Genomic DNA, 21,959 nt, shown 5'->3' with positions numbered 1-21,959 from the left:
GTAAGTTACTCAGCGACTTTTTTGGTAGCCGCTTCGACTTTACGCGTGATGTACCACTGTTGAGCGATGGACAGGCAGTTGTTCACAACCCAGTACAGCACCAGACCAGCCGGGAACCACAGGAAGAAGAAGGTGAAGATGATTGGCATCAGCTTCATCACCTTGGCCTGCATCGGATCCGGCGGAGTCGGGTTCAGACGCTGCTGGATGAACATGGTTGCGCCCATGATGATCGGCAGAATGAAGAACGGGTCTTTGATCGACAGGTCGGTAATCCAGAGCATGAACGGCGCCTGGCGCATTTCAACACTTTCCAGAAGTACCCAGTACAAGGACAGGAAGACCGGCATCTGCACCAGAATCGGCAAGCAGCCGCCCAGTGGATTGATCTTCTCTTTCTTGTACAGCTCCATCATCGCTTGCGACATTTTCTGGCGGTCATCACCGAACTGCTCTTTCAGAGCGGCCAGTTTTGGTGCCACAGCGCGCATGCGGGCCATCGACTTGTAGCTGGCGGCCGACAGAGGGAAGAAGATCCCTTTGATCAGCATGGTCAGGAAGATGATCGACCAGCCCCAGTTACCGACCAGGCTGTGGATATGTTGCAGCAGCCAGAAGATAGGCTGGGCAATGAACCACAGGATGCCGTAGTCAACCGTCAGTTCCAGGCCTGGGGACAACTCTTTGAGTACACCCTGGCTTTTCGGACCGGCGTACAACGTAGCGCTGGTTTCAGCGGTTTTGCCCGGCTCAACAGTCAATGTTGGGCCAGTGAAACCGATGATGTAGTTGCCTTGGTTGTCTTTGCGGGTCTGAACGACGTTGTTATCGCCTTTCTGAGGGATCCACGCGGTCACAAAGTAGTGCTGCAACCAGGCAACCCAGCCGCCTTGTACGGTTTCTTTCAGCTGAGCCTTGTCGATATCTTTCATCGACACTTTTTTGTACGGCTCTGCACTTGTCCACAGGGCAGCGCCCAGGTAAGTCGCAGTACCGGTGGCGGTGCTGGAAGAAGGATCGGAGCTGGCATCACGCTTCAATTGCGCGAACAGGTTGCCGTTCCACGGCTTGCCGCTCTCGTTATCAATCAGATAGCTGACTTGTACATCGTACAAACCACGCTTGAGCGTGAAGCGTTTGATGTAGTTGATGCCGTTTTCGCTGAATTTCAGATCAACAACCAGTTGATCCTGACCTGGGGCCAGTTCGTAGGTCTTTTTCTCGGTGCTGAAAACAGGACGACCTGACGGACGGGCGTCCGGGCCATCAACGCCTGTCAGGCCACTTTGGGCCAGATAGGTGCGTTCGTTGCCGTTATCGAACAACTGGAAAGGAACATCCGGGTGATCCTGGCGACGTGGATAAAGCGGCAGACGCAGCTGGGCAATATCACCACCCTGTGGATCAATCGCGATATCCAGAACATCCGTTTTTACGTGGATGAGGTCTTTGCTTGCAGCCACCGGGGTTTCAGTCGGTGTGCTGGTATCGGTATTGGCGCTGGGTACATCGGCACTGTTTGCAACGTTGTTACCTGAAACCGTATCGGGCAAAGCCGGTGCGGTGGTGCTGGCGGCAACATTCTGAGTCGGCAGGGCAGCTTGGCCGTAGTCCTGGTTCCATTTCAGAACCATAACGTAGGACACGACTGCGAGAGCGACGATCAGGATCGTGCGTTTAATATCCATGATTACTCGGCCATCAAGAAGAACGGGAGGTAGGGATAGGTGGAACCGGGTCGTAACCACCGGGATTCCACGGGTGACAGCGACCTAAACGACGAAAGGTCAGCCAGCCGCCGCGCAGAAGGCCATGATTTTCGATGGCTTCCAACGCGTAGCAGGAACAACTGGGGTAGAAACGGCAGTGGCTGGCCATCAAAGGACTAATGGCATAACGATAAAACTGGATCGGAACGAGTGCCAGTTTACGCATCAGGACTGCCTACCCCTACAGTTTCGGTTTTAACCGCTGGAACTGGCGTGTTACGGGCCAGACGCTTCCAGAGTTTGCCGAAATGCTGAATCAATTCGGGGTTCTCTACGTCACCCAAACCTTTGCGCGCGACGATAACGATATCCCAACCAACCAGTAAATCCTGGTGGAGACGAAACGATTCACGCATCAAACGCTTAAGGCGATTGCGCTCAACGGAGAGCTTTACGCTCTTTTTCCCGATCACTAACCCCAGGCGGGGGTGATCAAGATCGTTGCTACGCGCAAGGAGCAGGAGATTTTTCCCCGGAACCTTGCCGGTGGGGGAGTCAAAGACTGCCTTGAAATGTCGGGGAGTGAGTAACCGCTTTTCCCGACTGAAGTCCTGACTCACCACCATTGTCTGATTATCAAACTGCCAGACGTGCACGGCCTTTGGCGCGGCGACGCGACAGGACTGCACGGCCGTTTTTAGTAGCCATGCGAGCACGGAAACCGTGAGTGCGGGCGCGTTTGATAGTGCTTGGTTGGAAAGTACGTTTCATGTCGTGCTACCTGGTTCGTCCACAACGGGCCGGAATGGCCCCCGTTTTAAGAGACCGGCGATTCTAGAGAATGCAAGCCGATAGGTCAATTTCCAACCAACGTTTACTGCTAAATAGATGTTTGCCGTTTTGCACCAGTCTTGTGCCTGCCAACTATAGAAATAAAAAAACGAAGTATTTAAAGCTCTTTTAAAGAACTTACTACTCTTATAGAGCCGTTCTGCTGTGGATAACTCTATGTAGCCCTTGTAGAGCAAGGTTTTCAGAGAACAGAAAGGTTGTCCACAAGCGGTGCTTTGCCTGTGCTGCACCCTCGGAAAAGCTGTGCATGAAAGGGCTACTTATCCACAGCCGTGTTATGCACAGAGTTTTACCCCCACTTGTGCAACGAGCTCAGGCCCGCTTATCCACAGACCTTATGCACATACCATTTGTCGCTTTGTTCACAGTAAAAAGCCTGTCAACGCCTTATATGCAGGTCAGCTACATGTGGATAAGTGGGGCGGCGGTCGCTACAATGGCGCCTGTTTTTGCCTCACCGGCTTTCAACTTAGGGGATATCCGTGTCAGTGGAACTTTGGCAGCAGTGCGTGGAGCTTTTGCGCGATGAGCTGCCTGCCCAGCAATTCAACACCTGGATCCGTCCACTACAGGTCGAAGCCGAAGGCGACGAGTTGCGTGTGTATGCACCCAACCGATTCGTTCTCGACTGGGTTAACGAAAAATACCTGAGCCGTTTGCTTGAACTGTTGAATGAGCACAGCAATGGCATGGCGCCAGCGTTGTCCTTGTTAATAGGCAGCAAACGCAGCTCGGCGCCTCGTGCTGCCCCCAATGCGCCCTTGGCTGCATCGGCTTCTCAACAAGCCCCGGCGCCGAGCGCGCCTACGCCTGCAGTCTCTGCACCCGCGCCCAAGCAGTCCGAGCCCGCCAGCGAAGAGCCTTCGCGTGCCAGCTTCGACCCGATGGCAGGCGCCAGCTCGCAGCAAGCACCCGTGCGCGCCGAACAGCGCACCGTTCAGGTTGAAGGTGCCCTGAAGCACACCAGCTACCTGAACCGCACCTTTACCTTTGAAAACTTCGTCGAGGGCAAGTCCAACCAACTGGCCCGCGCTGCGGCGTGGCAAGTGGCGGATAACCCCAAGCATGGTTACAACCCGCTCTTCCTTTATGGCGGCGTAGGTCTGGGTAAAACTCACTTGATGCACGCGGTGGGTAACCACCTGTTAAAGAAGAACCCGAATGCCAAGGTCGTATACCTGCATTCCGAGCGTTTTGTAGCTGATATGGTTAAAGCCCTGCAGCTCAATGCCATCAACGAGTTCAAGCGCTTCTACCGATCGGTCGATGCCTTGCTTATCGATGACATTCAATTCTTTGCGCGCAAGGAACGGTCCCAGGAAGAGTTCTTCCACACCTTCAACGCCCTGCTTGAAGGCGGTCAGCAAGTGATTCTGACCAGTGACCGTTACCCGAAAGAAATCGAAGGCCTCGAAGAGCGTCTGAAGTCGCGCTTTGGCTGGGGACTGACGGTTGCCGTCGAGCCGCCGGAGCTAGAGACCCGCGTAGCGATCCTGATGAAGAAGGCCGATCAGGCCAAGGTTGATCTGCCCCATGATGCAGCCTTCTTTATTGCCCAGCGCATTCGCTCCAACGTGCGTGAGCTCGAAGGCGCGCTCAAGCGCGTTATCGCTCACTCGCACTTTATGGGCCGCGACATCACCATCGAGCTGATTCGCGAGTCCCTAAAAGACTTGCTGGCGCTGCAAGACAAACTCGTCTCTGTGGATAACATCCAGCGCACCGTGGCCGAGTACTACAAGATCAAGATCTCGGACTTATTGTCCAAGCGCCGTTCGCGCTCGGTAGCGCGACCACGCCAGGTCGCCATGGCACTGTCCAAGGAACTGACCAACCACAGCCTGCCGGAAATCGGCGATGTGTTTGGCGGTCGCGATCACACCACGGTTTTGCACGCATGCCGCAAGATCAACGAACTCAAGGAATCCGACGCGGACATCCGCGAGGACTACAAGAACCTGCTGCGAACTCTGACAACCTGATGACACCAGCGCAGCTTATTAAGGCAAGGGACTAGACCATGCATTTCACCATTCAACGCGAAGCCCTGTTGAAACCCCTGCAACTGGTCGCCGGCGTAGTAGAACGCCGCCAGACCTTGCCGGTATTGTCCAACGTGCTGTTGGTTGTCGAAGGCCAGCAACTGTCGCTGACCGGTACTGACCTTGAAGTCGAGCTGGTCGGTCGGGTGCAACTTGAAGAGCCGGCCGAGCCAGGCGAAATCACCGTGCCTGCGCGCAAGCTGATGGATATCTGCAAAAGCCTGCCCAACGATGCACTGATCGACATCAAACTTGATGACAACAAACTGGTGGTCAAGGCAGGCCGTAGCCGCTTTACCCTGTCGACGTTGCCGGCCAACGATTTCCCGACGGTTGAAGAAGGTCCGGGTTCGCTGACCTGCAGCCTGCAGCAGAGCAAGTTGCGTCGTCTGATCGAGCGCACCAGCTTTGCCATGGCCCAGCAGGACGTTCGTTACTACCTCAACGGTATGCTGCTGGAAGTGTCGGCCGGGATCATCCGTGCCGTAGCTACCGACGGTCACCGTTTGGCCATGTGCTCGATGAAAGCCGATATCGGCCAACCAGACCGTCACCAGGTGATCGTACCGCGCAAGGGTATCCTCGAGCTGGCGCGCCTGCTGACCGAGCCAGACGGCGAAGTGAGCATCGTTCTGGGTGCACACCATATCCGTGCGACCACCGGCGAGTTCACCTTTACCTCCAAGCTGGTAGACGGCAAGTTCCCGGACTACGAGCGCGTTCTGCCTAAAGGCGGTGACAAGGTGGTGATCGGTGACCGTCAGGCACTGCGTGAAGCGTTCAGCCGTACTGCGATCCTGTCCAACGAAAAGTACCGCGGTATTCGCCTTCAACTGGCCAATGGCCAGCTGAAAATCCAGGCCAATAACCCGGAGCAGGAAGAAGCGGAAGAAGAAGTTGGCGTTGATTACAACGGCGGCTCCCTGGAGATCGGCTTCAACGTGAGCTACCTGCTGGACGTACTGGGCGTCATGACCACTGAGCAAGTGCGTCTGATCCTGTCGGACTCCAACAGCAGCGCCCTGGTCCAGGAGTCGGACAACGACGACTCGGCCTACGTTGTCATGCCGATGCGCCTGTAACTTATGCACAGCCCACGCTAGATGTCCCTCAGTCGTGTCACAGTCACCGCGGTGCGTAACCTGCACCCGGTGACCTTCTCCCCCTCCCCCCGCATCAATATTCTGTACGGCGCCAACGGCAGCGGCAAAACCAGCGTGCTGGAAGCTATCCACCTGCTAGGGTTGGCGCGGTCGTTTCGCAGTGTGCGGCTGAACCCCGTTATCCAGCATGAGCAGCAGAGCTGTACAGTTTTTGGTCAGGTAGAACTGGCAGAAGGTGGACACAGTGCACTGGGTGTCTCGCGGGATCGTCAGGGGGAGTTCCAGATTCGTATCGACGGCCAGAATGCGCGCAGTGCTGCGCAATTGGCCGAGATACTTCCGCTGCAATTGATCAACCCTGACAGCTTCCGACTTCTTGAAGGGGCCCCAAAGATCCGCAGGCAATTTCTCGACTGGGGCGTGTTCCATGTTGAACCGCGGTTCATGTCGACCTGGCAGCGGCTACAGAAGGCCCTGCGGCAGCGGAACTCATGGCTGCGGCATGGTACACTCGACGCCGTTTCACAAGCGGCCTGGGACCGGGAACTGTGCCTGGCCAGTGCTGAAATTGATGAATACCGCCGCGCCTACATCAAAGCCTTGAAACCAGTCTTTGAGCAGACCCTGAGCGAGCTGCTGGATCTCCAGGGGTTAACGCTGAGCTATTACCGTGGTTGGGATAAAGACCGTGAGCTGAGTGCTGTACTCGCCGCGTCTGTCCACCGGGACCAGCAAATGGGGCATACCCAGGCGGGGCCACAACGTGCTGATTTGCGCCTTAAGCTGGGTGCAAATAACGCCGCAGATATTTTGTCGCGGGGGCAGCAGAAGTTGGTGGTCTGCGCGCTGCGCATCGCTCAGGGGCACTTGGTCAGCCAGGCCCGGCGAGGCCAATGTATTTATCTGGTGGATGACTTGCCGTCCGAACTGGACGAGCAGCATCGCAACGCACTGTGTCGCTTGTTGGAAGACTTACGCTGCCAGGTATTCATTACCTGTGTAGACCACGAATTATTGAGGGAAGGCTGGCAGACGGAAACGCCAGTTGCCCTGTTCCACGTGGAACAGGGCTGTATCACCCAGACCCACGACCATCGGGAGTGAAGGCATTGAGCGAAGAAAACACGTACGACTCAACGAGCATTAAAGTGCTGAAAGGCCTTGATGCCGTACGCAAACGTCCCGGTATGTACATTGGTGATACTGACGATGGCAGCGGTCTGCACCACATGGTGTTCGAAGTAGTCGACAACTCCATCGACGAAGCGCTGGCTGGCCATTGCGACGACATCACCATCACGATCCACCCGGACGAGTCCATCACCGTGCGCGATAACGGCCGCGGTATTCCGGTTGACGTGCATAAAGAAGAAGGCGTATCTGCAGCCGAGGTCATCATGACCGTGCTGCACGCCGGCGGTAAGTTCGATGACAACTCCTACAAAGTATCCGGCGGCTTGCACGGTGTAGGTGTTTCGGTGGTAAACGCCCTGTCCGAACTGCTGGTCCTGACTGTACGCCGCAGTGGCAAGATCTGGGAACAGACCTACGTCCACGGTGTTCCTCAGGCGCCTATGGCTATTGTGGGTGAAAGCGAAACCACGGGTACGCAGATCCACTTCAAGCCTTCGGCTGAAACCTTCAAGAATATCCACTTTAGCTGGGACATCCTGGCCAAGCGGATTCGTGAACTGTCCTTCCTGAACTCCGGTGTGGGTATCGTCCTCAAGGACGAGCGCAGCGGCAAGGAGGAGCTGTTCAAGTACGAAGGTGGCCTGCGTGCATTCGTTGATTACCTGAACACCAACAAGAACCCTGTGAACCAGGTGTTCCACTTCAATGTTCAGCGTGAAGACGGCATCGGCGTAGAAATCGCCCTGCAGTGGAACGACAGCTTCAACGAGAACCTGTTGTGCTTCACCAACAACATTCCACAGCGCGATGGTGGCACGCACTTGGTGGGCTTCCGCTCTGCCCTGACGCGTAACCTCAACACGTACATCGAAGCTGAAGGCCTGGCCAAGAAGCACAAGGTCGCCACCACCGGTGATGACGCCCGTGAAGGCTTGACCGCGATCATCTCGGTGAAAGTGCCGGATCCAAAGTTCAGCTCGCAGACTAAAGACAAGCTGGTGTCTTCCGAAGTGAAGACCGCTGTTGAACAGGAAATGGGCAAGTTCTTCTCCGACTTCCTGCTGGAACACCCGAACGAAGCCAAGTTGATTGTCGGCAAGATGATCGACGCAGCCCGTGCTCGTGAAGCTGCACGTAAAGCCCGTGAGATGACCCGTCGTAAAGGCGCGTTGGACATCGCGGGCCTGCCGGGCAAGCTGGCTGACTGCCAGGAAAAAGACCCTGCTCTGTCCGAACTGTACCTGGTGGAAGGTGACTCTGCTGGCGGCTCCGCCAAGCAGGGTCGCAACCGTCGTACCCAAGCCATCCTGCCGTTGAAAGGTAAAATCCTCAACGTCGAGAAAGCCCGTTTTGACAAGATGATCTCTTCGCAAGAAGTCGGCACCTTGATCACTGCGCTGGGCTGTGGCATCGGCCGCGAAGAGTACAACATCGACAAACTGCGCTATCACAACATCATCATCATGACCGATGCTGACGTTGACGGTTCGCACATCCGTACCCTGCTGCTGACCTTCTTCTTCCGTCAGTTGCCGGAGCTGATCGAGCGTGGCTACATCTACATCGCCCAGCCACCGTTGTACAAAGTGAAAAAGGGCAAGCAAGAGCAGTACATTAAAGACGACGAGGCCATGGAAGAGTACATGACCCAGTCGGCTCTTGAAGATGCCAGCCTGCACTTGAACGAAGATGCCCCTGGCATCTCCGGTGAGGCACTGGAGCGTCTGGTGTACGACTTCCGCATGGTGATGAAGACCCTCAAGCGTTTGTCGCGCCTGTACCCTCAGGAGCTGACCGAGCACTTCATCTACCTGCCGGCTGTAAGCCTTGAGCAGTTGGGTGACCACGCTGCCATGCAGGACTGGATGGCCAAGTTTGAAGAGCGTCTGCGTCTGGTCGAGAAATCGGGCCTGGTCTACAAAGCCAGCCTGCGTGAAGACCGTGAGCGTAATGTCTGGTTGCCAGAGGTCGAACTGATCTCCCACGGCCACTCGACGTTCATCACCTTCAACCGCGACTTCTTCGGCAGCAACGATTACAAAACCGTTGTGACCCTGGGCGCTCAACTGAGCACCCTGCTGGATGAAGGCGCCTATATCCAGCGTGGCGAACGTCGCAAGCAAGTGACCGAGTTCAAGGAAGCACTGGACTGGTTGATGGCTGAAAGTACCAAACGTCACACCATCCAGCGCTACAAAGGTCTGGGTGAAATGAACCCGGATCAGCTCTGGGAAACCACGATGGACCCAAGCGTACGTCGCATGCTGAAAGTCACCATCGAAGACGCGATCGGCGCCGATCAGATCTTCAACACCTTGATGGGCGATGCTGTAGAACCACGTCGTGAATTCATCGAGAGCAACGCACTGGCAGTGTCCAACCTGGATTTCTGATCCTGTTTTGACCCGCAGTACCCAAAAAGGCCAACGCTCAGCGTTGGCCTTTTTTAATGGCTAAAAAATGACTATGGCGCCAGCAGCACCGCCCTCTCCTCGCGGCACAACTCCAGTAAAAAATCCCACACCACCCTCAACCTTACGGATTTGTGCAGTTCCCGGCGGGTGCTGATCCAGTAACTGCGTTGCACAGACTCGCCCGGCAATACACGCACCAGGTCGGGGTCGTCAGCGGCCATGTAGTTGGGCAATACGGCGATACCCAGGCCGGCGCGAGCGGCTTGTTGCTGGGCAATGACGCTGGTGCTGCGAAAGGTCACGGTCGGGGTGCGGCAGAAGGTATTGAGGAACAGCAGCTCCTGACTGAACAACAGGTCGTCGACGTAGCCGATCCAGTAGTGGTTGGCCAGATCGTCGCGGCTGTTCAGAGGCGGCGCCTTGTCCAGATAAAGGCGGCTGGCATAGAGCGCGAGCCGGTAGTCAGTGAGTTTGCGAGTTATCAACAGGTCGGCGTTGGGACGCTCCAGATGAATACTGATTTCTGCTTCGCGGTTGAGGATGCTGACGAAGCGCGGTACTGCGACCAGTTCCACCTCCAGACCTGGATAACGCTCAAACAAACCCCGCAGTCGCGAGGTGATAAACATGATGCCAATGCCCTCGGTGACACCCAGACGGATTTTGCCCAAGGGGGTGAGGGACTGGTTGATTTCTTCCTGGGCCAGCAGTGCGACGTTTTCCATCGCTTCGGCATGTTTGAGCAAGGCTTGCCCGGCCGGGGTCAGTTCGTACCCCTGGGCATATTGCACAAATAAAGCCGCGCCCAAGTGTTGCTCGATGCTCTCAATATGCCGTGCAACGGTGCTATGGGTGGTGTTCAGGCGCTTGGCGGCGGTGAGTAAACGTCCGCTGCGCTGCAACTCCAGGAAGTACCGCATGTCATTCCAGTCGAACATGATCAACCCCCAGAGCGCTACATCAGATGTGGCTTACGGATGACTGTGCAAAAACGCACAAGCCATGGGTGAAATCTCGCGTTTGCAACACGAAAATAATCAATAGGATGGTGTAGGACAAGAACAATAAATAAAAGGCGCGAGGTGATACATGCCATCAGCCAACAAGGTGTACGACTACATCATCGTGGGTGCCGGGCCTGCAGGTTCAGTGCTGGCCAATCGGCTGTCTGCCGATCCTCGCCACAACGTGTTGCTGCTCGAAGCGGGCGGGCAAGATAACTACCCCTGGATCCATATTCCTGTGGGTTACCTGTATTGCATCGGTAACCCGCGCACCGACTGGTGTTTCAAGACCGAAACCCAGGCCGGTTTGCAAGGTCGCAGCCTGAGCTACCCACGGGGTAAGGTCTTGGGCGGCAGCTCGTCCATCAACGGCATGATTTATATGCGCGGCCAGGCGGGTGATTACAACCGCTGGGCCGAGTTGGGCAATTCGGGCTGGGGCTGGGATGACGTATTGCCATTGTTCAAACGCAGCGAAAAGCACTTTGCCGGCAATTCTGAGCTGCATGGCAGTGAAGGTGAGTGGCGGGTTGAGCAGCAGCGCTATTCATGGCCGATTCTCGACGCGTTTCGTGACGCCGCCGCGCAAAGCGGAATTGCCAGCGTCAGCGATTTCAACGGTGGCGATAACCAGGGCTGTGGATACTTTCAAGTCAACCAGCGCTCCGGTGTGCGCTGGAATGCCTCAAAGGCTTTTCTGCGGCCAATACTCAAGCGCCCCAACCTGACGGTTTTGACCGACGTGCAAGTCGACAAAGTGCTGCTTGAAAACGGCCGGGCCACCCAGGTCAGTGCGCGCTGGCAAGGCGCACAGCATACCTTCACGGCCGGTTGCGAGATTATCCTTTGCGCCGGTTCGATTGGCTCTCCTGGCATCTTGCAGCGCTCGGGTATTGGCCCGCGGCCTTTGCTCGAAAGCCTGGGGATAACTGTGCTGCATGAGCTGCCCGGGGTGGGGGGGAATTTGCAGGACCACTTGCAGTTACGCTTGATCTTCAAACTGACCAAGGCCCGAACCCTCAACCAGGTCGTCAATAGCGTGTGGGGTAAAGTCGGCATGGGCCTGCGATATGCCTACGACCGCAGTGGTCCTTTGGCGATGGCCCCCAGTCAGCTGGGGGCGTTCGTCAAATCCGACCCTGATCAGTTATCTGCCAACTTGCAATACCACGTCCAGCCGCTGTCCCTTGAGCGTTTTGGCGAGCCGCTGCACACCTTCCCGGCCTTTACCGCCTCGGTGTGCAACTTGCGACCAAAAAGCCGGGGGCGCGTGGATATCCGTTCGGCAAACCCGGATGACGCACCGCTGATCGACCCCAATTACCTGAGCCACCCTGATGATCTCAAGGTAGCAGCCGATGCCATACGCCTGACTCGGCGTATCGTGGCCAGCGCAGCTCTGCAGGCCTTTACCCCTGAGGAATATCTGCCAGGCAAGGACTTGCAGACCGAACAAGAGCTGTACGACGCAGCTGCCCGTATTGGTACGACGATTTTTCACCCCGTGGGCACTTGCCGCATGGGCCAGGACGCCGAGGCAGTGGTCGATGCCCAATTGCGCGTTCATGGGGTACCGGGTTTGAGGGTGGCAGACGCTTCGATCATGCCCAGCATCGTGTCGGGTAATACCTGTTCTCCGACCCTGATGATTGGCGAAAAAGCCGCGCAGCTGATTTTGCAGGCTTCGCTTGAAACACCGCAGTACACAGCAGGCGTTAACCGCACGGCAGCTATACCGGTCGCCTGAAGGCGATCGTGGTTTCGGGCGCAGTCATCCGGAACCGGCAGTGGACAACAACAATAATCACTGTGGCCCATAGGGCCGAGGACTTTGCACATGTCAGACGCACTTGCACAACAGGCGGCTACCGTCAAAGGAACGACCGGGCGCGAAGAGCGCAAGATCATTTTTGCGTCATCCCTCGGGACCGTTTTCGAGTGGTATGACTTTTTCTTGTATGGCGCTTTGGCCACCGTGCTCAGCAAGCAGTTCTTTGCTGGGGTCAACGACACCACGGCGTTTATTTTTGCCTTGATGGCCTTCGCCGCAGGCTTTTTGGTGAGACCCTTCGGGGCACTGGTGTTCGGTCGATTGGGTGACATGATCGGGCGTAAATACACCTTCCTCATGACCATCATCTTGATGGGTTTATCGACCTTCGCTGTCGGCCTGTTGCCGACCTACGCCAGCATCGGTATCGCTGCCCCGATCATGCTCGTGGTATTGCGCATGCTCCAGGGGCTGGCGCTGGGCGGTGAATACGGCGGTGCAGCCACTTACGTGGCTGAACACGCCGCACCGGGCAAGCGTGGCTTCAACACCAGCTGGATTCAATCGACTGCCACCTTGGGTTTGTTGTTGTCGCTGCTGGTGGTGCTGAGTTGCCGGTACCTGACCGGTGACCAGTTTGAAGTCTGGGGCTGGCGCCTGCCGTTTCTGCTGTCCATCGTGCTGCTGGGCATCTCGACCTGGATTCGCATGAGCATGCACGAGTCGCCAGCGTTCGTGAAAATGAAAGCCGAAGGTAAAACCAGCAAGTCGCCGATCCGCGAATCGTTCGGTAAATGGGAAAACCTCAAGATCGTGCTGATTGCCCTGTTCGGTATCAACGCTGGCCAGGCGGTAACCTTCTATACCGCGCAGTTCTATGTGCTGTTTTTCCTGACACAGATGCTCAAGATGGACCCGGCCCAGGCCAATCTCTTACTGATTATCAGCGTAGTAATCGGGGCACCGTTCTTTATATTCTTCGGCTGGCTGTCTGACCGTGTGGGGCGCAAGCCGATCCTGATGCTTGGCCTGTTATTGGCCACAGTCCTGTACTTTCCGCTGTTCAAAGCATTGAGCCATTACGCCAACCCGCAGATTGATACCGCCAGCCGTCAATCACCGATTGTGGTCATGGCCGACCCGGGCACCTGCACCTTCCAGTTTGACCCGGTAGGCAAGGCACGTTTTGACAGCCCGTGCGACAAGGTTAAAACCTTCCTGGTGAAGCAGGGCTTGCCGTATACCTCACAGTCGGCTGCACCGGGCGCTGAAGTTCAAGTGTCGGTAGGTGAACAGAAAATCAGCGGTTTTGACGAAGCGGCCATGCGCGCAGCGATAACCGAAGCGGGTTACCCGGCCAAGGCTGATCCAGGCGCGGTCAACCAGCCAATGGTTGTACTGGTGATGGTACTACTGACACTCATTGCCACCATGACCTACGGCCCACTGGCAGCCGTGATGGTAGAGCTGTTCCCGACTCGCATCCGCTACACCTCAATGTCCCTGCCCTACCATATCGGCAACGGCTGGTTCGGTGGTTTTCTGCCCACCGTGTCGTTTGCACTGGTGGTCTACACCGGGGATATCTTCTATGGCCTGTGGTACCCGGTGGTGATCACCGGGGTCAGCCTGGTGGTGGGCATGCTGTGCCTCAAGGAAACGAGGAATGTGAATATCGACAAGGTCTAAGTAACCCGCCTTCCCTTTGAGCGAGCGGTGGAGCGAAGAGCCCCACCGCCTTCCACATTCCCGAACTTGAACGTGGCAATAAAGCCCCATTCAATAACCTGCCCCTCTGTTGTTGTGGTCGGGTCGTCCAAAGCTTTGGACAAGGGCTCATACAAAGTCTCTGGAACCCGCTTTGCTGATAATCCTACTTATAGCCTAGAACGATCATCAGCGAATAAGGAACTCTGTATGTTGCAACTTATCTCACTCTCTCCTAGGGCATTCGACGGTCCATTGGAAAGCTTCGAACCTGTCCAACATCGACTGGACTCAAAGAGTAATTACTTTATCCATGACTATTTAAAGTTGCACGGCGAGAATATTGGCCGACATGCTGATCTTTCCAAAGTACTGACCTATCACTGCGACTCGGATTCTTTTTCAATCAGCAATGAGTACAAGGAACGCTTGATTGCCGATATGGTGGGCCTCGCCAAGGACGTTTCACGAAAGCTTCCCAACGCCGTTTTTATAGAAAAACTGTGCGATTGGTATAGAAACGCGACAACGATCAATAAACAATCCGTTGCGACTGATGTCACTGCTCACCTCAGCAGAAAGGGTAATGACATCGCCACTATGATCATGGAGGTGAATCCAGATTTGGGCCGCGGTTCGAACAAGCTCAAGGTTTTGGATATCGGCGGAAATGACGGCAAGCTGACGTCCTATGTATCCGCCAGTCTGGCCGAGGCCAGCGGCATATATGTCGAGCCCTATGTCCTGGAAGTCGATACTGAAACAGGATGGGACGAAAACAGCAAAACGGTGCAACTCGAGAGTCGCAAGAATTGTGCATCCGTTAAAAAGATCATTTATGACGGCACTAGCATGAGCAGCGGCAAAGTGGCAGGGAGCGATTGTGCAAACCCATTAGTGGAAGGTGGAAAGTTTGATTGCGTCATGTATCAGCATTCACTGCATCACTTCCCCTCCGACGGGGTGCAACAATACAGTATCAAACAAGCCGCCGATCTGCTCAAGGAGGGGGGCGTACTGAGCATCACCGAGCACTCCAGTCGCCTGAGCGGAGATGATATCGACCTGATGCATGTGGTCATTGAGTTGTATAAGAAGCTCCATGAAAACCCGGATATATCGCCCGCACAACTGGAGCGAACCTACAATCAATATATGGAAGCTGAAACACCTGCCAATTATATGTCCCAAGAAAGACTGATCGCCATGGCCACCAATGCTGGATTTACCCCGGTGACGGTCACCCCTACGAGTCCGGGCCCAGACAATGCGTATTCGATAAACTTCGTCAAAGGTGATCAAAAGATGATCGAAAAAACCAGACAGCTGGAAAATCTGGTGTATCCGGCGTCAACCCTCAAGGCCGATCAGTTGAAGTACCAGACCACGTTCATCCCGCATCTGACACGCAGCAATAGCTTTTCCTGACAGCAATGTTGGTTAGGTTGCGATGAATCCAGATATCTTGAATTTACCAAGGTGCAGGATGGCCGCGCGGTAGAAGCAATGAATCGACAGGCACAAAAAACCGGCTGATATAAGCCGGTTTTTTTTGCGCTTAGAAAAACTTATGCACGTATTTAGGTGAAAACTTACAGTCTGAAATAAGCATGAAAATCATAGGCTTACGTCTGTTTTTTCACAAAAAAAGAAAACTTGTGCACAAGTTATCCACAATTTGCTTAGTTCACAATCGTTTCAGAAGGTTTAGCTATAGGAGGCAACGAACCCATGTCGCGCTGAGCCTGCTCGTTCCAGGCCTGTACCCGGTCGTTCAGCTCGGCAATGGCCCGTGGACCGCTGCCGTTGGCGTACATCGGTTCACCGATGACCAGCTCGATGGTGCCAGCCTTTTTCGCCCAGCCCGTCTTGGGCCAGAACTTGCCCGCGTTGTGGGCAATCGGTAGTACCGGTAGTTCGGCGTTGACCGCCAGGGCCGTGCCTCCCCGGGAAAATTTTCCCACCTGGCCAAACGGCACGCGGGTGCCTTCCGGGAAGATCAGCACCCAAATGTTGTCCTTGAGCAGCTCATCACCCTTTTTTGCAATGTGCTTGAGCGCAGCCTTGGGGTTGTCACGGTCGATGGCAATCGGGCGCAGCATCGCCATCGCCCAGCCAAAAAACGGCACATACAGCAATTCGCGTTTGAGTACCTGGCTCAACGGCTGAAAGTAGGCCGAGAGAAAAAACGTCTCCCAGGTACTTTGGTGGTTGGCCAGAATCACGCACGGTCGTTGCGGGATGTTTTCTGCGCCCGTAACCCGAACGTCAATTTTCAAGAACACCCGTGTCAGCCACAGCGCGCAGCGGCACCAGTAAACATTGATAAACCGATAGCGCGCACGGAATGGCAAAAACGGAGCGACAAAAAAGCTCAGCGAGCACCACAGCAGAGAGCTGGTGCCCAGCAGCAGGTAAAAGAAGAAGGTTCTGATGGCCTGCAGTATCGACATAGCGGCTTTTACCGTTGCGGATAAAGCATAAGGGAACAGGCCAGCGCATAACGTGCAGGCCAGTGTTCGAACATGCTTTATTTGTGGATAAGTTCTGCGGCGACTGCCGCCAGATCGTCAAATACTAGAGTATTAACCGGTAACTCTTTGGCCAATGTCTGTAGGCCCTTTCCGGTTTTTACCAAAACTGGCTGAGAATCGACGGCTTGCGCAGCCTGCAAGTCACCCAAACTGTCACCGACGAACCAACATTGGGCCAAATCAACGCCGTAATGGTTGGCAATCGTTTGCAACATGCCAGGTTTGGGCTTACGGCAAGCGCAACCCGCGTCAGGTCCGTGTGGGCAATAGACAATCAATCCGACCTCGCCACCCTGCTCTGCCACCAGCGCCCGCAAGCGGGCGTGCATGGCGTCCAGCGTGGCAACATCATAGTAGCCGCGGGCAATGCCGGACTGGTTGGTCGCGATGGCGACTGTCCAGCCGGCCTTGCTCAACTGCGCAATGGCCTCGATCGCGCCGGGCAGTGGTTGCCACTCCTCGACTGACTTGATGTAAGCGTCGGAGTCGTAATTGATTACTCCGTCCCGATCGAGAATCAGCAGTTTCAACGGCAACCCCTCAGCCCAGCAGTGAAATATCGGCAACACCCAGGAACAGGCCACGCAGACGGGCCAGCAAGGCGTAGCGGTTAGCCCGCACGCTCGGGTCTTCTGCGTTGATCATCACCGCTTCGAAGAACGCATCCACCGGCTCGCGCAACGAGGCCAGACGGGTCAGGGCTTCGTTGTACTGACGGGCAGCAGCCATTGGCTGTACGGCCTCGTCGGCCTTCTGGATGGCCGAGAACAGCGAGAACTCACAAGCATTGTCGAAATAGCGGGCTTCAACGTGGGTCGAAACCGTGCCTTCAACCTTGCTCAGCAGGTTCGAAACGCGTTTGTTCACGGCGGCCAGTGCAGCGGCTTCCGGCAACTGGCGGAACGCTTGTACGGCTTGCACGCGCTGATCGAAGTCCAGCGCCGACGTTGGGTTGAGGGCACGTACCGACAGGTAAGTGGCCACGTCCACGCCTTCGTCTTCGTAACGCGCACGCAGGCGGTCGAAGATGAATTCCAGAACCTGATCTGCCAGACCGGCCGACTTGATCTTGGCCCCGAAAGCGCTGACAGCGAATTTCACTGCTTCAGTCAGGTCGAGGTCGAGTTTCTTGTCGATCAGGATGCGCAGGATACCCAGCGCTGCACGACGCAGTGCGTACGGGTCTTTGCTGCCTGTAGGCAACATGCCAATGCCGAAAATACCCACCAGGGTGTCGAGCTTGTCGGCGATGGCCACTGCAGCACCGGTCAGGGTGCTCGGCAACTCGGCGCCCGCGCCACGCGGCATGTACTGCTCGTTCAACGCCAGGGCGACGTCTTCAGGCTCGCCGTCATTCAGCGCGTAGTAGTAACCGGCAATGCCTTGCATCTCCGGGAACTCGCCGACCATTTCCGTGGCCAGGTCGCACTTGGACAGCAAACCGGCACGGGCGGCACGCGGTGCGTCACCGCCAATGCGCGGGGCAATGAATGCCGCCAGTTTCGAAACACGCTCAGCCTTGTCGTAAACACTGCCCAGTTGGGCCTGGAATACCACGTTTTGCAGACGCAGGTTGAAGCTCTCGAGTTTTTGCTTCTTGTCTTGCTTGAAGAAGAACTCGGCATCGGTCAGGCGCGGGCGAACCACTTTCTCGTTACCCGAGATGATCTGCTGCGGGTCTTTGCTCTCGATGTTGGCCACGGTAATAAAGCGCGGGAGCAATTTGCCATCGACGTCCAGCAGGCAGAAGTACTTCTGGTTGTCCTGCATGGTGGTGATCAGGGCTTCTTGCGGGACGTCCAGGAAGCGCTCTTCAAACGAGCACACCAGCGGCACCGGCCATTCAACCAGCGCGGTCACTTCGTCGAGCAGGGCCGGCGGCACGATAGCGCTGCCTTCCTGCATCGTCGCCAGCTCGGCCACACGCTTGGAAATCAGCTCGCGACGCTCAAAGAAATCGGCCAGCACGTAGGCTTTGCGCAGGTCTTCGGCGTAGTTGGCCGGGGCGCTGATGCGCACGTTTTCCGGGTGATGGAAGCGGTGGCCACGGGACTCACGACCGGCTTTTTGCGCAAGGATCGTGCAATCGATGACCTCGTCGCCCAGCAGCATGACCAGCCACTGGGTTGGACGTACGAACTCGACCTTGCGCGCGCCCCAGCGCATACGCTTGGGGATCGGCAAGTCATTGAGCGAGTCTTCAACGATGGTCGGCAGCAGGCTGGCGGTCGGCTTGCCGACGATCACCTGGCTGAAACGCAGTTTTGGGCCGCTCTGGTCGATTTCGCTCAGCTCAACGCCGCATTTTTTGGCAAAGCCAAGGGCTGCCTGGGTCGGGTTGCCTTCGGCATCGAAAGCAGCTTGACGTGGCGGGCCGTCGATATTGATGCTGCGGTCAGGCTGCTGGGTTTCCAGCTGGGTCAGCAGAACGGCCAGGCGGCGCGGTGCGGCGTAGACTTTTTTCGCGCTGAATTTCAGACCGGCTGTTTGCAGGCCTTTTTCAATCCCGGCGAGAAATGCATCAGCCAGGGTATTGAGGGCTTTTGGTGGCAGTTCTTCAGTGCCCAGTTCAACCAGAAAATCTTGAGCACTCATTGTGCTGCCTCCAACTTAGCCAACACTTCATCACGTAAATCCGGCGGAGCCATCGGGAAGCCCAGCTTGGCGCGAGCTTCAAGGTAGGCCTGAGCCACCGAACGCGCCAGGGTACGCACACGCAGGATGTATTGCTGACGCGCGGTCACGGAAATGGCGCGGCGGGCATCCAGCAGGTTGAACGTGTGGGATGCCTTGAGCACCATTTCGTAGCTTGGCAACGGCAAAGGCTGGTCGAGTTCGATCAGGCGCTTGGCTTCGCTTTCATAGAAATCGAACAGTTCGAACAGTTTGTCGACGTTGGCGTGTTCGAAGTTGTAAGTCGACTGCTCGACTTCGTTCTGATGGAACACGTCGCCGTAGGTCACTTTGCCGAACGGGCCGTCAGTCCATACCAGGTCGTAGACAGAATCCACGCCCTGCAGGTACATAGCCAAACGCTCAAGGCCGTAGGTGATTTCGCCGGTAACCGGGTAGCACTCAATGCCGCCTACTTGCTGGAAGTAGGTGAACTGGGTGACTTCCATACCGTTGAGCCAGATTTCCCAGCCCAGACCCCAGGCGCCCAGTGTTGGCGATTCCCAGTTGTCTTCTACGAAACGGATATCGTGGACCAGTGGGTCCAGGCCGATATGTTTCAGCGAACCCAGGTACAGCTCCTGGAAGTTTGGCGGGTTTGGCTTCAAAACCACCTGGAACTGGTAGTAGTGCTGCAAACGGTTCGGGTTTTCGCCGTAGCGGCCGTCAGTCGGACGACGACTGGGCTGCACATAAGCGGCGTTCCAGGTTTCCGGGCCCAGAGAGCGCAAAAACGTGGCGGTATGGAATGTGCCGGCGCCCACTTCCATATCGTAGGGCTGAAGCACCACACAACCTTGCTCGGCCCAGTATTGCTGGAGGGCGAGGATCAAGTCTTGGAAGGTACGCACTGCTGGCGTAGGCTGGCTCACAAATTCACCTGTTTCTTGGGCTGCGATTTAAAGAGCGGGAGTATACCCGATTCGGTCGCCCCTCCACCCCCTGGAGCCTATATGCCACGTTGCTTCTGGTGTTCAGAAGATCCGCTGTATGCCGCTTATCACGATCAAGAGTGGGGCGTGCCGTTGCGCGATGCGCATGGGCTGTTCGAGTTGTTATTGCTCGAAGGGTTCCAGGCAGGTTTGTCATGGATCACGGTTTTGAAGAAGCGCGAGCACTATCGCAAGGTCATGTTTGGCTTTGATGTGCAGCGTTTGGCAGTTATGACGGACACTGAAATCGAGGTTTTGTTGCAGGATCCGGGGATTATCCGCAACCGTCTCAAGGTGGCCGGAGCACGACGCAATGCCCGGGCCTGGCTGGCTCTGGACAACCCGGTGGAGTTTTTATGGTCGTTTGTGGGTGGTAAACCGAAGATCAACCACTTTACTGAACGCCATGAATTCCCTGCGGTGACGCCAGAGGCCGAAGCCATGAGCAAAGGCCTGAAAAAAGCCGGTTTTACGTTCGTCGGCCCGACCATTTGCTACGCCTTTATGCAGGCCAGCGGCATGGTTATGGACCATGCCACGTATTGCGACCGTTACGCGGAACTGGCCAACGGCGGTTAGAATGTCTTTTTTCGCCACACGCATAACCCGTAGCAGCTGCCGAAGGCTGCGTCCGGCGGCGCAGCCGTCGTGAAGTCAGGCCCTGCGATGTGTCAGTAAAATCAAGCACTCAGCATTTACGATTGCTTCGCAATCGGACGCAGCCTTCGGCAGCTGCTACGAGTGCTTTCGAGAGATTATTCTGTGGAAAAGTTTAAAGGCGCCTTGCTGGTCGGGGCTTTGCGATTGTTTGCCATGCTCCCGTGGAGCGCGGTGCAACGCGTGGGCTCGGCCATTGGCTGGTTGATGTGGAAACTGCCTAATCGTTCGCGCGATGTGGTGCGGATCAACCTGGCCAAATGCTTCCCCGAAATGGACCCGGTCGCCCGTGAGCAACTCGTGGGCCAGAGCCTCAAGGACATCGGTAAAAGCCTGACCGAGAGCGCGTGCGCCTGGATCTGGCCGGCCCAGCGTTCGATTGACCTGGTGCGTGAAGTCGAAGGTCTGGACGTGCTCAAGGACGCCCTGGCCTCAGGCAAGGGCGTGGTAGGCATCACCAGCCATCTGGGCAACTGGGAAGTGCTCAACCACTTCTATTGCAGCCAGTGCAAGCCGATCATTTTTTACCGCCCGCCCAAGCTCAAGGCTGTGGATGAATTGCTGCAAAAGCAACGCGTTCAGCTGGGCAACCGCGTGGCGGCATCGACCAAAGAAGGCATCCTGAGCGTGATCAAGGAGGTGCGCAAAGGTGGTCAGGTGGGCATTCCGGCAGATCCGGAGCCCGCTGAGTCAGCCGGAATTTTTGTGCCGTTCCTCGGCACGATGGCCCTGACCAGCAAGTTTGTGCCCAATATGCTGGCGGGCGGCAAAGCGGTGGGCGTGTTCCTCCACGCATTGCGCTTGCCCGACGGTTCGGGTTTCAAAGTGATTCTGGAAGCGGCGCCCGAAGAGATGTACAGCACCGATACGGCGACCTCGTGCGCGGCCATGAGCAAGGTGGTCGAGAAGTATGTGCGGGCGTACCCGAGCCAGTACATGTGGAGCATGAAGCGCTTCAAGAAGCGTCCGCCGGGTGAGGCGCGCTGGTACTGACCAGACATGCATCCCGTGGGAGCGAGCCTGCTCGCGAAGGTTTCACAAGCGCCGCGATTATCTAACGATCTTCGCGAGCAGGCTCGCTCCCACATCAAGTACCCAATATGAAGCTGGATGAATTACTGCGACTTATCCAGCTTCTTCAAAAACACCGTCATTTCTTTCTCGGCCTGCTTGTCGCCATGGGCCTGAGCCGCTGCAATCCCCTGCTCCCATGCCGCCCGCGCTGCCGCACGATCCCCCGCCGCCAGCTGCGCCTTGCCCAGCAGCTTCCAGGCCGCCGAATACTTGGGGTCAAAGCCGACGCAACGCTGCAGATGCTCCGCCGCTTTCAAGTTATCCCCAAGGTCCAGATAGCCCTTGCCCAGGCCAAAGCGCAGCAATGAGTTATCCACACCCTTGGCGAGCATCTTTTCCAGTGATTCCAGCAT

The 21,959-nt window shown here is 56.2% G+C and carries 19 protein-coding genes; 9 read left to right on the top strand and 10 right to left on the bottom strand.

Annotated elements, in window-relative coordinates; all coding sequences use genetic code 11:
* Positions 1 to 5: 5 nt before the first annotated feature.
* From yidC to rpmH, 4 genes are read right to left on the bottom strand one after another with little or no spacing between them, the layout of a single operon-like run.
* The gene (yidC, locus tag EQV96_RS16545) at positions 6 to 1,688 is read right to left on the bottom strand and encodes a membrane protein insertase YidC (RefSeq protein ID WP_094999579.1); all 1,683 of its coding nucleotides are present in this window, start codon (positions 1,686 to 1,688) and stop codon (positions 6 to 8) included.
* Between the two features lie 13 nt (positions 1,689 to 1,701).
* On the bottom strand, positions 1,702 to 1,935 hold the full coding sequence (gene yidD, locus EQV96_RS16540) for a membrane protein insertion efficiency factor YidD (protein ID WP_019828647.1): 234 nt from the start codon (positions 1,933 to 1,935) through the stop codon (positions 1,702 to 1,704).
* Positions 1,928 to 2,329 (bottom strand): ribonuclease P protein component, encoded by a 402-nt coding sequence (gene rnpA, locus EQV96_RS16535; protein WP_019828646.1) that lies wholly within the window; start codon positions 2,327 to 2,329, stop codon positions 1,928 to 1,930. The genes yidD and rnpA overlap by 8 nt, the downstream gene beginning before the upstream one ends.
* Positions 2,330 to 2,345: 16 nt before the next feature.
* Positions 2,346 to 2,480, bottom strand: a complete 135-nt coding sequence (gene rpmH / locus EQV96_RS16530; protein WP_003213577.1) for a 50S ribosomal protein L34 — start codon at positions 2,478 to 2,480, stop codon at positions 2,346 to 2,348.
* A gap of 563 nt (positions 2,481 to 3,043) precedes the next feature.
* On the opposite strand from rpmH, the gene dnaA reads away from it, so the two are divergent.
* From dnaA to gyrB, 4 genes are read left to right on the top strand one after another with little or no spacing between them, the layout of a single operon-like run.
* Positions 3,044 to 4,543: a chromosomal replication initiator protein DnaA gene (dnaA, locus tag EQV96_RS16525; protein ID WP_095031564.1), complete on the top strand. Its 1,500-nt coding sequence runs from the start codon at positions 3,044 to 3,046 to the stop codon at positions 4,541 to 4,543.
* A gap of 38 nt (positions 4,544 to 4,581) precedes the next feature.
* Positions 4,582 to 5,685: a DNA polymerase III subunit beta gene (gene dnaN / locus EQV96_RS16520; RefSeq protein ID WP_016782864.1), complete on the top strand. Its 1,104-nt coding sequence runs from the start codon at positions 4,582 to 4,584 to the stop codon at positions 5,683 to 5,685.
* A gap of 21 nt (positions 5,686 to 5,706) precedes the next feature.
* Entirely contained in the window at positions 5,707 to 6,810 is a 1,104-nt protein-coding gene (recF, locus tag EQV96_RS16515; protein WP_094999581.1) for a DNA replication/repair protein RecF, read from the top strand.
* Positions 6,811 to 6,815: 5 nt separating this feature from the next.
* Positions 6,816 to 9,233: a DNA topoisomerase (ATP-hydrolyzing) subunit B gene (gene gyrB / locus EQV96_RS16510; RefSeq protein WP_016782862.1), complete on the top strand. Its 2,418-nt coding sequence runs from the start codon at positions 6,816 to 6,818 to the stop codon at positions 9,231 to 9,233.
* A gap of 71 nt (positions 9,234 to 9,304) precedes the next feature.
* Here gyrB and EQV96_RS16505 read toward each other — a convergent pair whose 3' ends face one another.
* Positions 9,305 to 10,192 (bottom strand): LysR family transcriptional regulator, encoded by an 888-nt coding sequence (locus tag EQV96_RS16505; RefSeq protein ID WP_095020603.1) that lies wholly within the window; start codon positions 10,190 to 10,192, stop codon positions 9,305 to 9,307.
* A gap of 151 nt (positions 10,193 to 10,343) precedes the next feature.
* On the opposite strand from EQV96_RS16505, the gene EQV96_RS16500 reads away from it, so the two are divergent.
* The 3 genes from EQV96_RS16500 to EQV96_RS16490 all read left to right on the top strand — a co-directional run bounded on the left by EQV96_RS16500 (position 10,344) and on the right by EQV96_RS16490 (position 15,164).
* Entirely contained in the window at positions 10,344 to 12,005 is a 1,662-nt protein-coding gene (locus EQV96_RS16500) for a GMC family oxidoreductase N-terminal domain-containing protein (protein WP_240882195.1), read from the top strand.
* A gap of 90 nt (positions 12,006 to 12,095) precedes the next feature.
* The gene (locus EQV96_RS16495) at positions 12,096 to 13,718 is read left to right on the top strand and encodes an MFS transporter (RefSeq protein WP_094999584.1); all 1,623 of its coding nucleotides are present in this window, start codon (positions 12,096 to 12,098) and stop codon (positions 13,716 to 13,718) included.
* A 228-nt stretch (positions 13,719 to 13,946) separates the two neighbouring features.
* The gene (locus EQV96_RS16490; RefSeq protein ID WP_095017923.1) at positions 13,947 to 15,164 is read left to right on the top strand and encodes a class I SAM-dependent methyltransferase; all 1,218 of its coding nucleotides are present in this window, start codon (positions 13,947 to 13,949) and stop codon (positions 15,162 to 15,164) included.
* Positions 15,165 to 15,418: 254 nt separating this feature from the next.
* On the opposite strand, the gene EQV96_RS16485 is transcribed toward EQV96_RS16490, so the two are convergent.
* From EQV96_RS16485 to glyQ, 4 genes are all read right to left on the bottom strand, one after another.
* On the bottom strand, positions 15,419 to 16,189 hold the full coding sequence (locus EQV96_RS16485; protein WP_094999585.1) for a lysophospholipid acyltransferase family protein: 771 nt from the start codon (positions 16,187 to 16,189) through the stop codon (positions 15,419 to 15,421).
* Positions 16,190 to 16,266: 77 nt separating this feature from the next.
* Entirely contained in the window at positions 16,267 to 16,806 is a 540-nt protein-coding gene (gene gmhB / locus EQV96_RS16480) for a D-glycero-beta-D-manno-heptose 1,7-bisphosphate 7-phosphatase (RefSeq protein ID WP_165446529.1), read from the bottom strand.
* Between the two features lie 4 nt (positions 16,807 to 16,810).
* A complete protein-coding gene (glyS, locus tag EQV96_RS16475) occupies positions 16,811 to 18,865 on the bottom strand; it encodes a glycine--tRNA ligase subunit beta (RefSeq protein WP_094999587.1) in 2,055 nt (684 codons plus the stop codon).
* Complete coding sequence (glyQ, locus tag EQV96_RS16470) at positions 18,862 to 19,815, bottom strand: glycine--tRNA ligase subunit alpha (RefSeq protein WP_003437964.1); 954 nt, start codon at positions 19,813 to 19,815, stop codon at positions 18,862 to 18,864. Before glyQ ends, glyS begins: the two co-directional genes overlap by 4 nt.
* A gap of 81 nt (positions 19,816 to 19,896) precedes the next feature.
* Here glyQ and tag point away from each other — a divergent pair, with 81 nt between their 5' ends.
* A complete protein-coding gene (gene tag / locus EQV96_RS16465) occupies positions 19,897 to 20,454 on the top strand; it encodes a DNA-3-methyladenine glycosylase I (protein WP_095020604.1) in 558 nt (185 codons plus the stop codon).
* A gap of 183 nt (positions 20,455 to 20,637) precedes the next feature.
* Positions 20,638 to 21,525: a lysophospholipid acyltransferase gene (locus tag EQV96_RS16460; protein ID WP_094999589.1), complete on the top strand. Its 888-nt coding sequence runs from the start codon at positions 20,638 to 20,640 to the stop codon at positions 21,523 to 21,525.
* Positions 21,526 to 21,647: 122 nt separating this feature from the next.
* On the opposite strand, the gene EQV96_RS16455 is transcribed toward EQV96_RS16460, so the two are convergent.
* The gene (locus EQV96_RS16455; protein ID WP_094999590.1) at positions 21,648 to 21,959 is read right to left on the bottom strand and encodes a tetratricopeptide repeat protein; all 312 of its coding nucleotides are present in this window, start codon (positions 21,957 to 21,959) and stop codon (positions 21,648 to 21,650) included.

The sequence above is a fragment of the Pseudomonas sp. TMW22080 genome (assembly GCF_022496745.1).
In the GTDB taxonomy this organism is placed as follows: domain Bacteria; phylum Pseudomonadota; class Gammaproteobacteria; order Pseudomonadales; family Pseudomonadaceae; genus Aquipseudomonas; species Aquipseudomonas bubulae.
This window is presented reverse-complemented; position numbering and strand designations above follow the sequence as displayed.

Coding starts and splice junctions, on each gene's coding strand:
- yidC (WP_094999579.1), bottom strand. CDS start 1,688: ATGGATATTAAACGCACGATCCTGATCGTCGCTCTCGCAGTCGTGTCC.
- yidD (WP_019828647.1), bottom strand. CDS start 1,935: ATGCGTAAACTGGCACTCGTTCCGATCCAGTTTTATCGTTATGCCATT.
- rpmH (WP_003213577.1), bottom strand. CDS start 2,480: ATGAAACGTACTTTCCAACCAAGCACTATCAAACGCGCCCGCACTCAC.
- dnaN (WP_016782864.1), top strand. CDS start 4,582: ATGCATTTCACCATTCAACGCGAAGCCCTGTTGAAACCCCTGCAACTG.
- recF (WP_094999581.1), top strand. CDS start 5,707: ATGTCCCTCAGTCGTGTCACAGTCACCGCGGTGCGTAACCTGCACCCG.
- EQV96_RS16505 (WP_095020603.1), bottom strand. CDS start 10,192: ATGTTCGACTGGAATGACATGCGGTACTTCCTGGAGTTGCAGCGCAGC.
- EQV96_RS16500 (WP_240882195.1), top strand. CDS start 10,344: ATGCCATCAGCCAACAAGGTGTACGACTACATCATCGTGGGTGCCGGG.
- EQV96_RS16495 (WP_094999584.1), top strand. CDS start 12,096: ATGTCAGACGCACTTGCACAACAGGCGGCTACCGTCAAAGGAACGACC.
- EQV96_RS16490 (WP_095017923.1), top strand. CDS start 13,947: ATGTTGCAACTTATCTCACTCTCTCCTAGGGCATTCGACGGTCCATTG.
- EQV96_RS16485 (WP_094999585.1), bottom strand. CDS start 16,189: ATGTCGATACTGCAGGCCATCAGAACCTTCTTCTTTTACCTGCTGCTG.
- glyS (WP_094999587.1), bottom strand. CDS start 18,865: ATGAGTGCTCAAGATTTTCTGGTTGAACTGGGCACTGAAGAACTGCCA.
- tag (WP_095020604.1), top strand. CDS start 19,897: ATGCCACGTTGCTTCTGGTGTTCAGAAGATCCGCTGTATGCCGCTTAT.
- EQV96_RS16455 (WP_094999590.1), bottom strand. CDS start 21,959: ATGCTGGAATCACTGGAAAAGATGCTCGCCAAGGGTGTGGATAACTCA.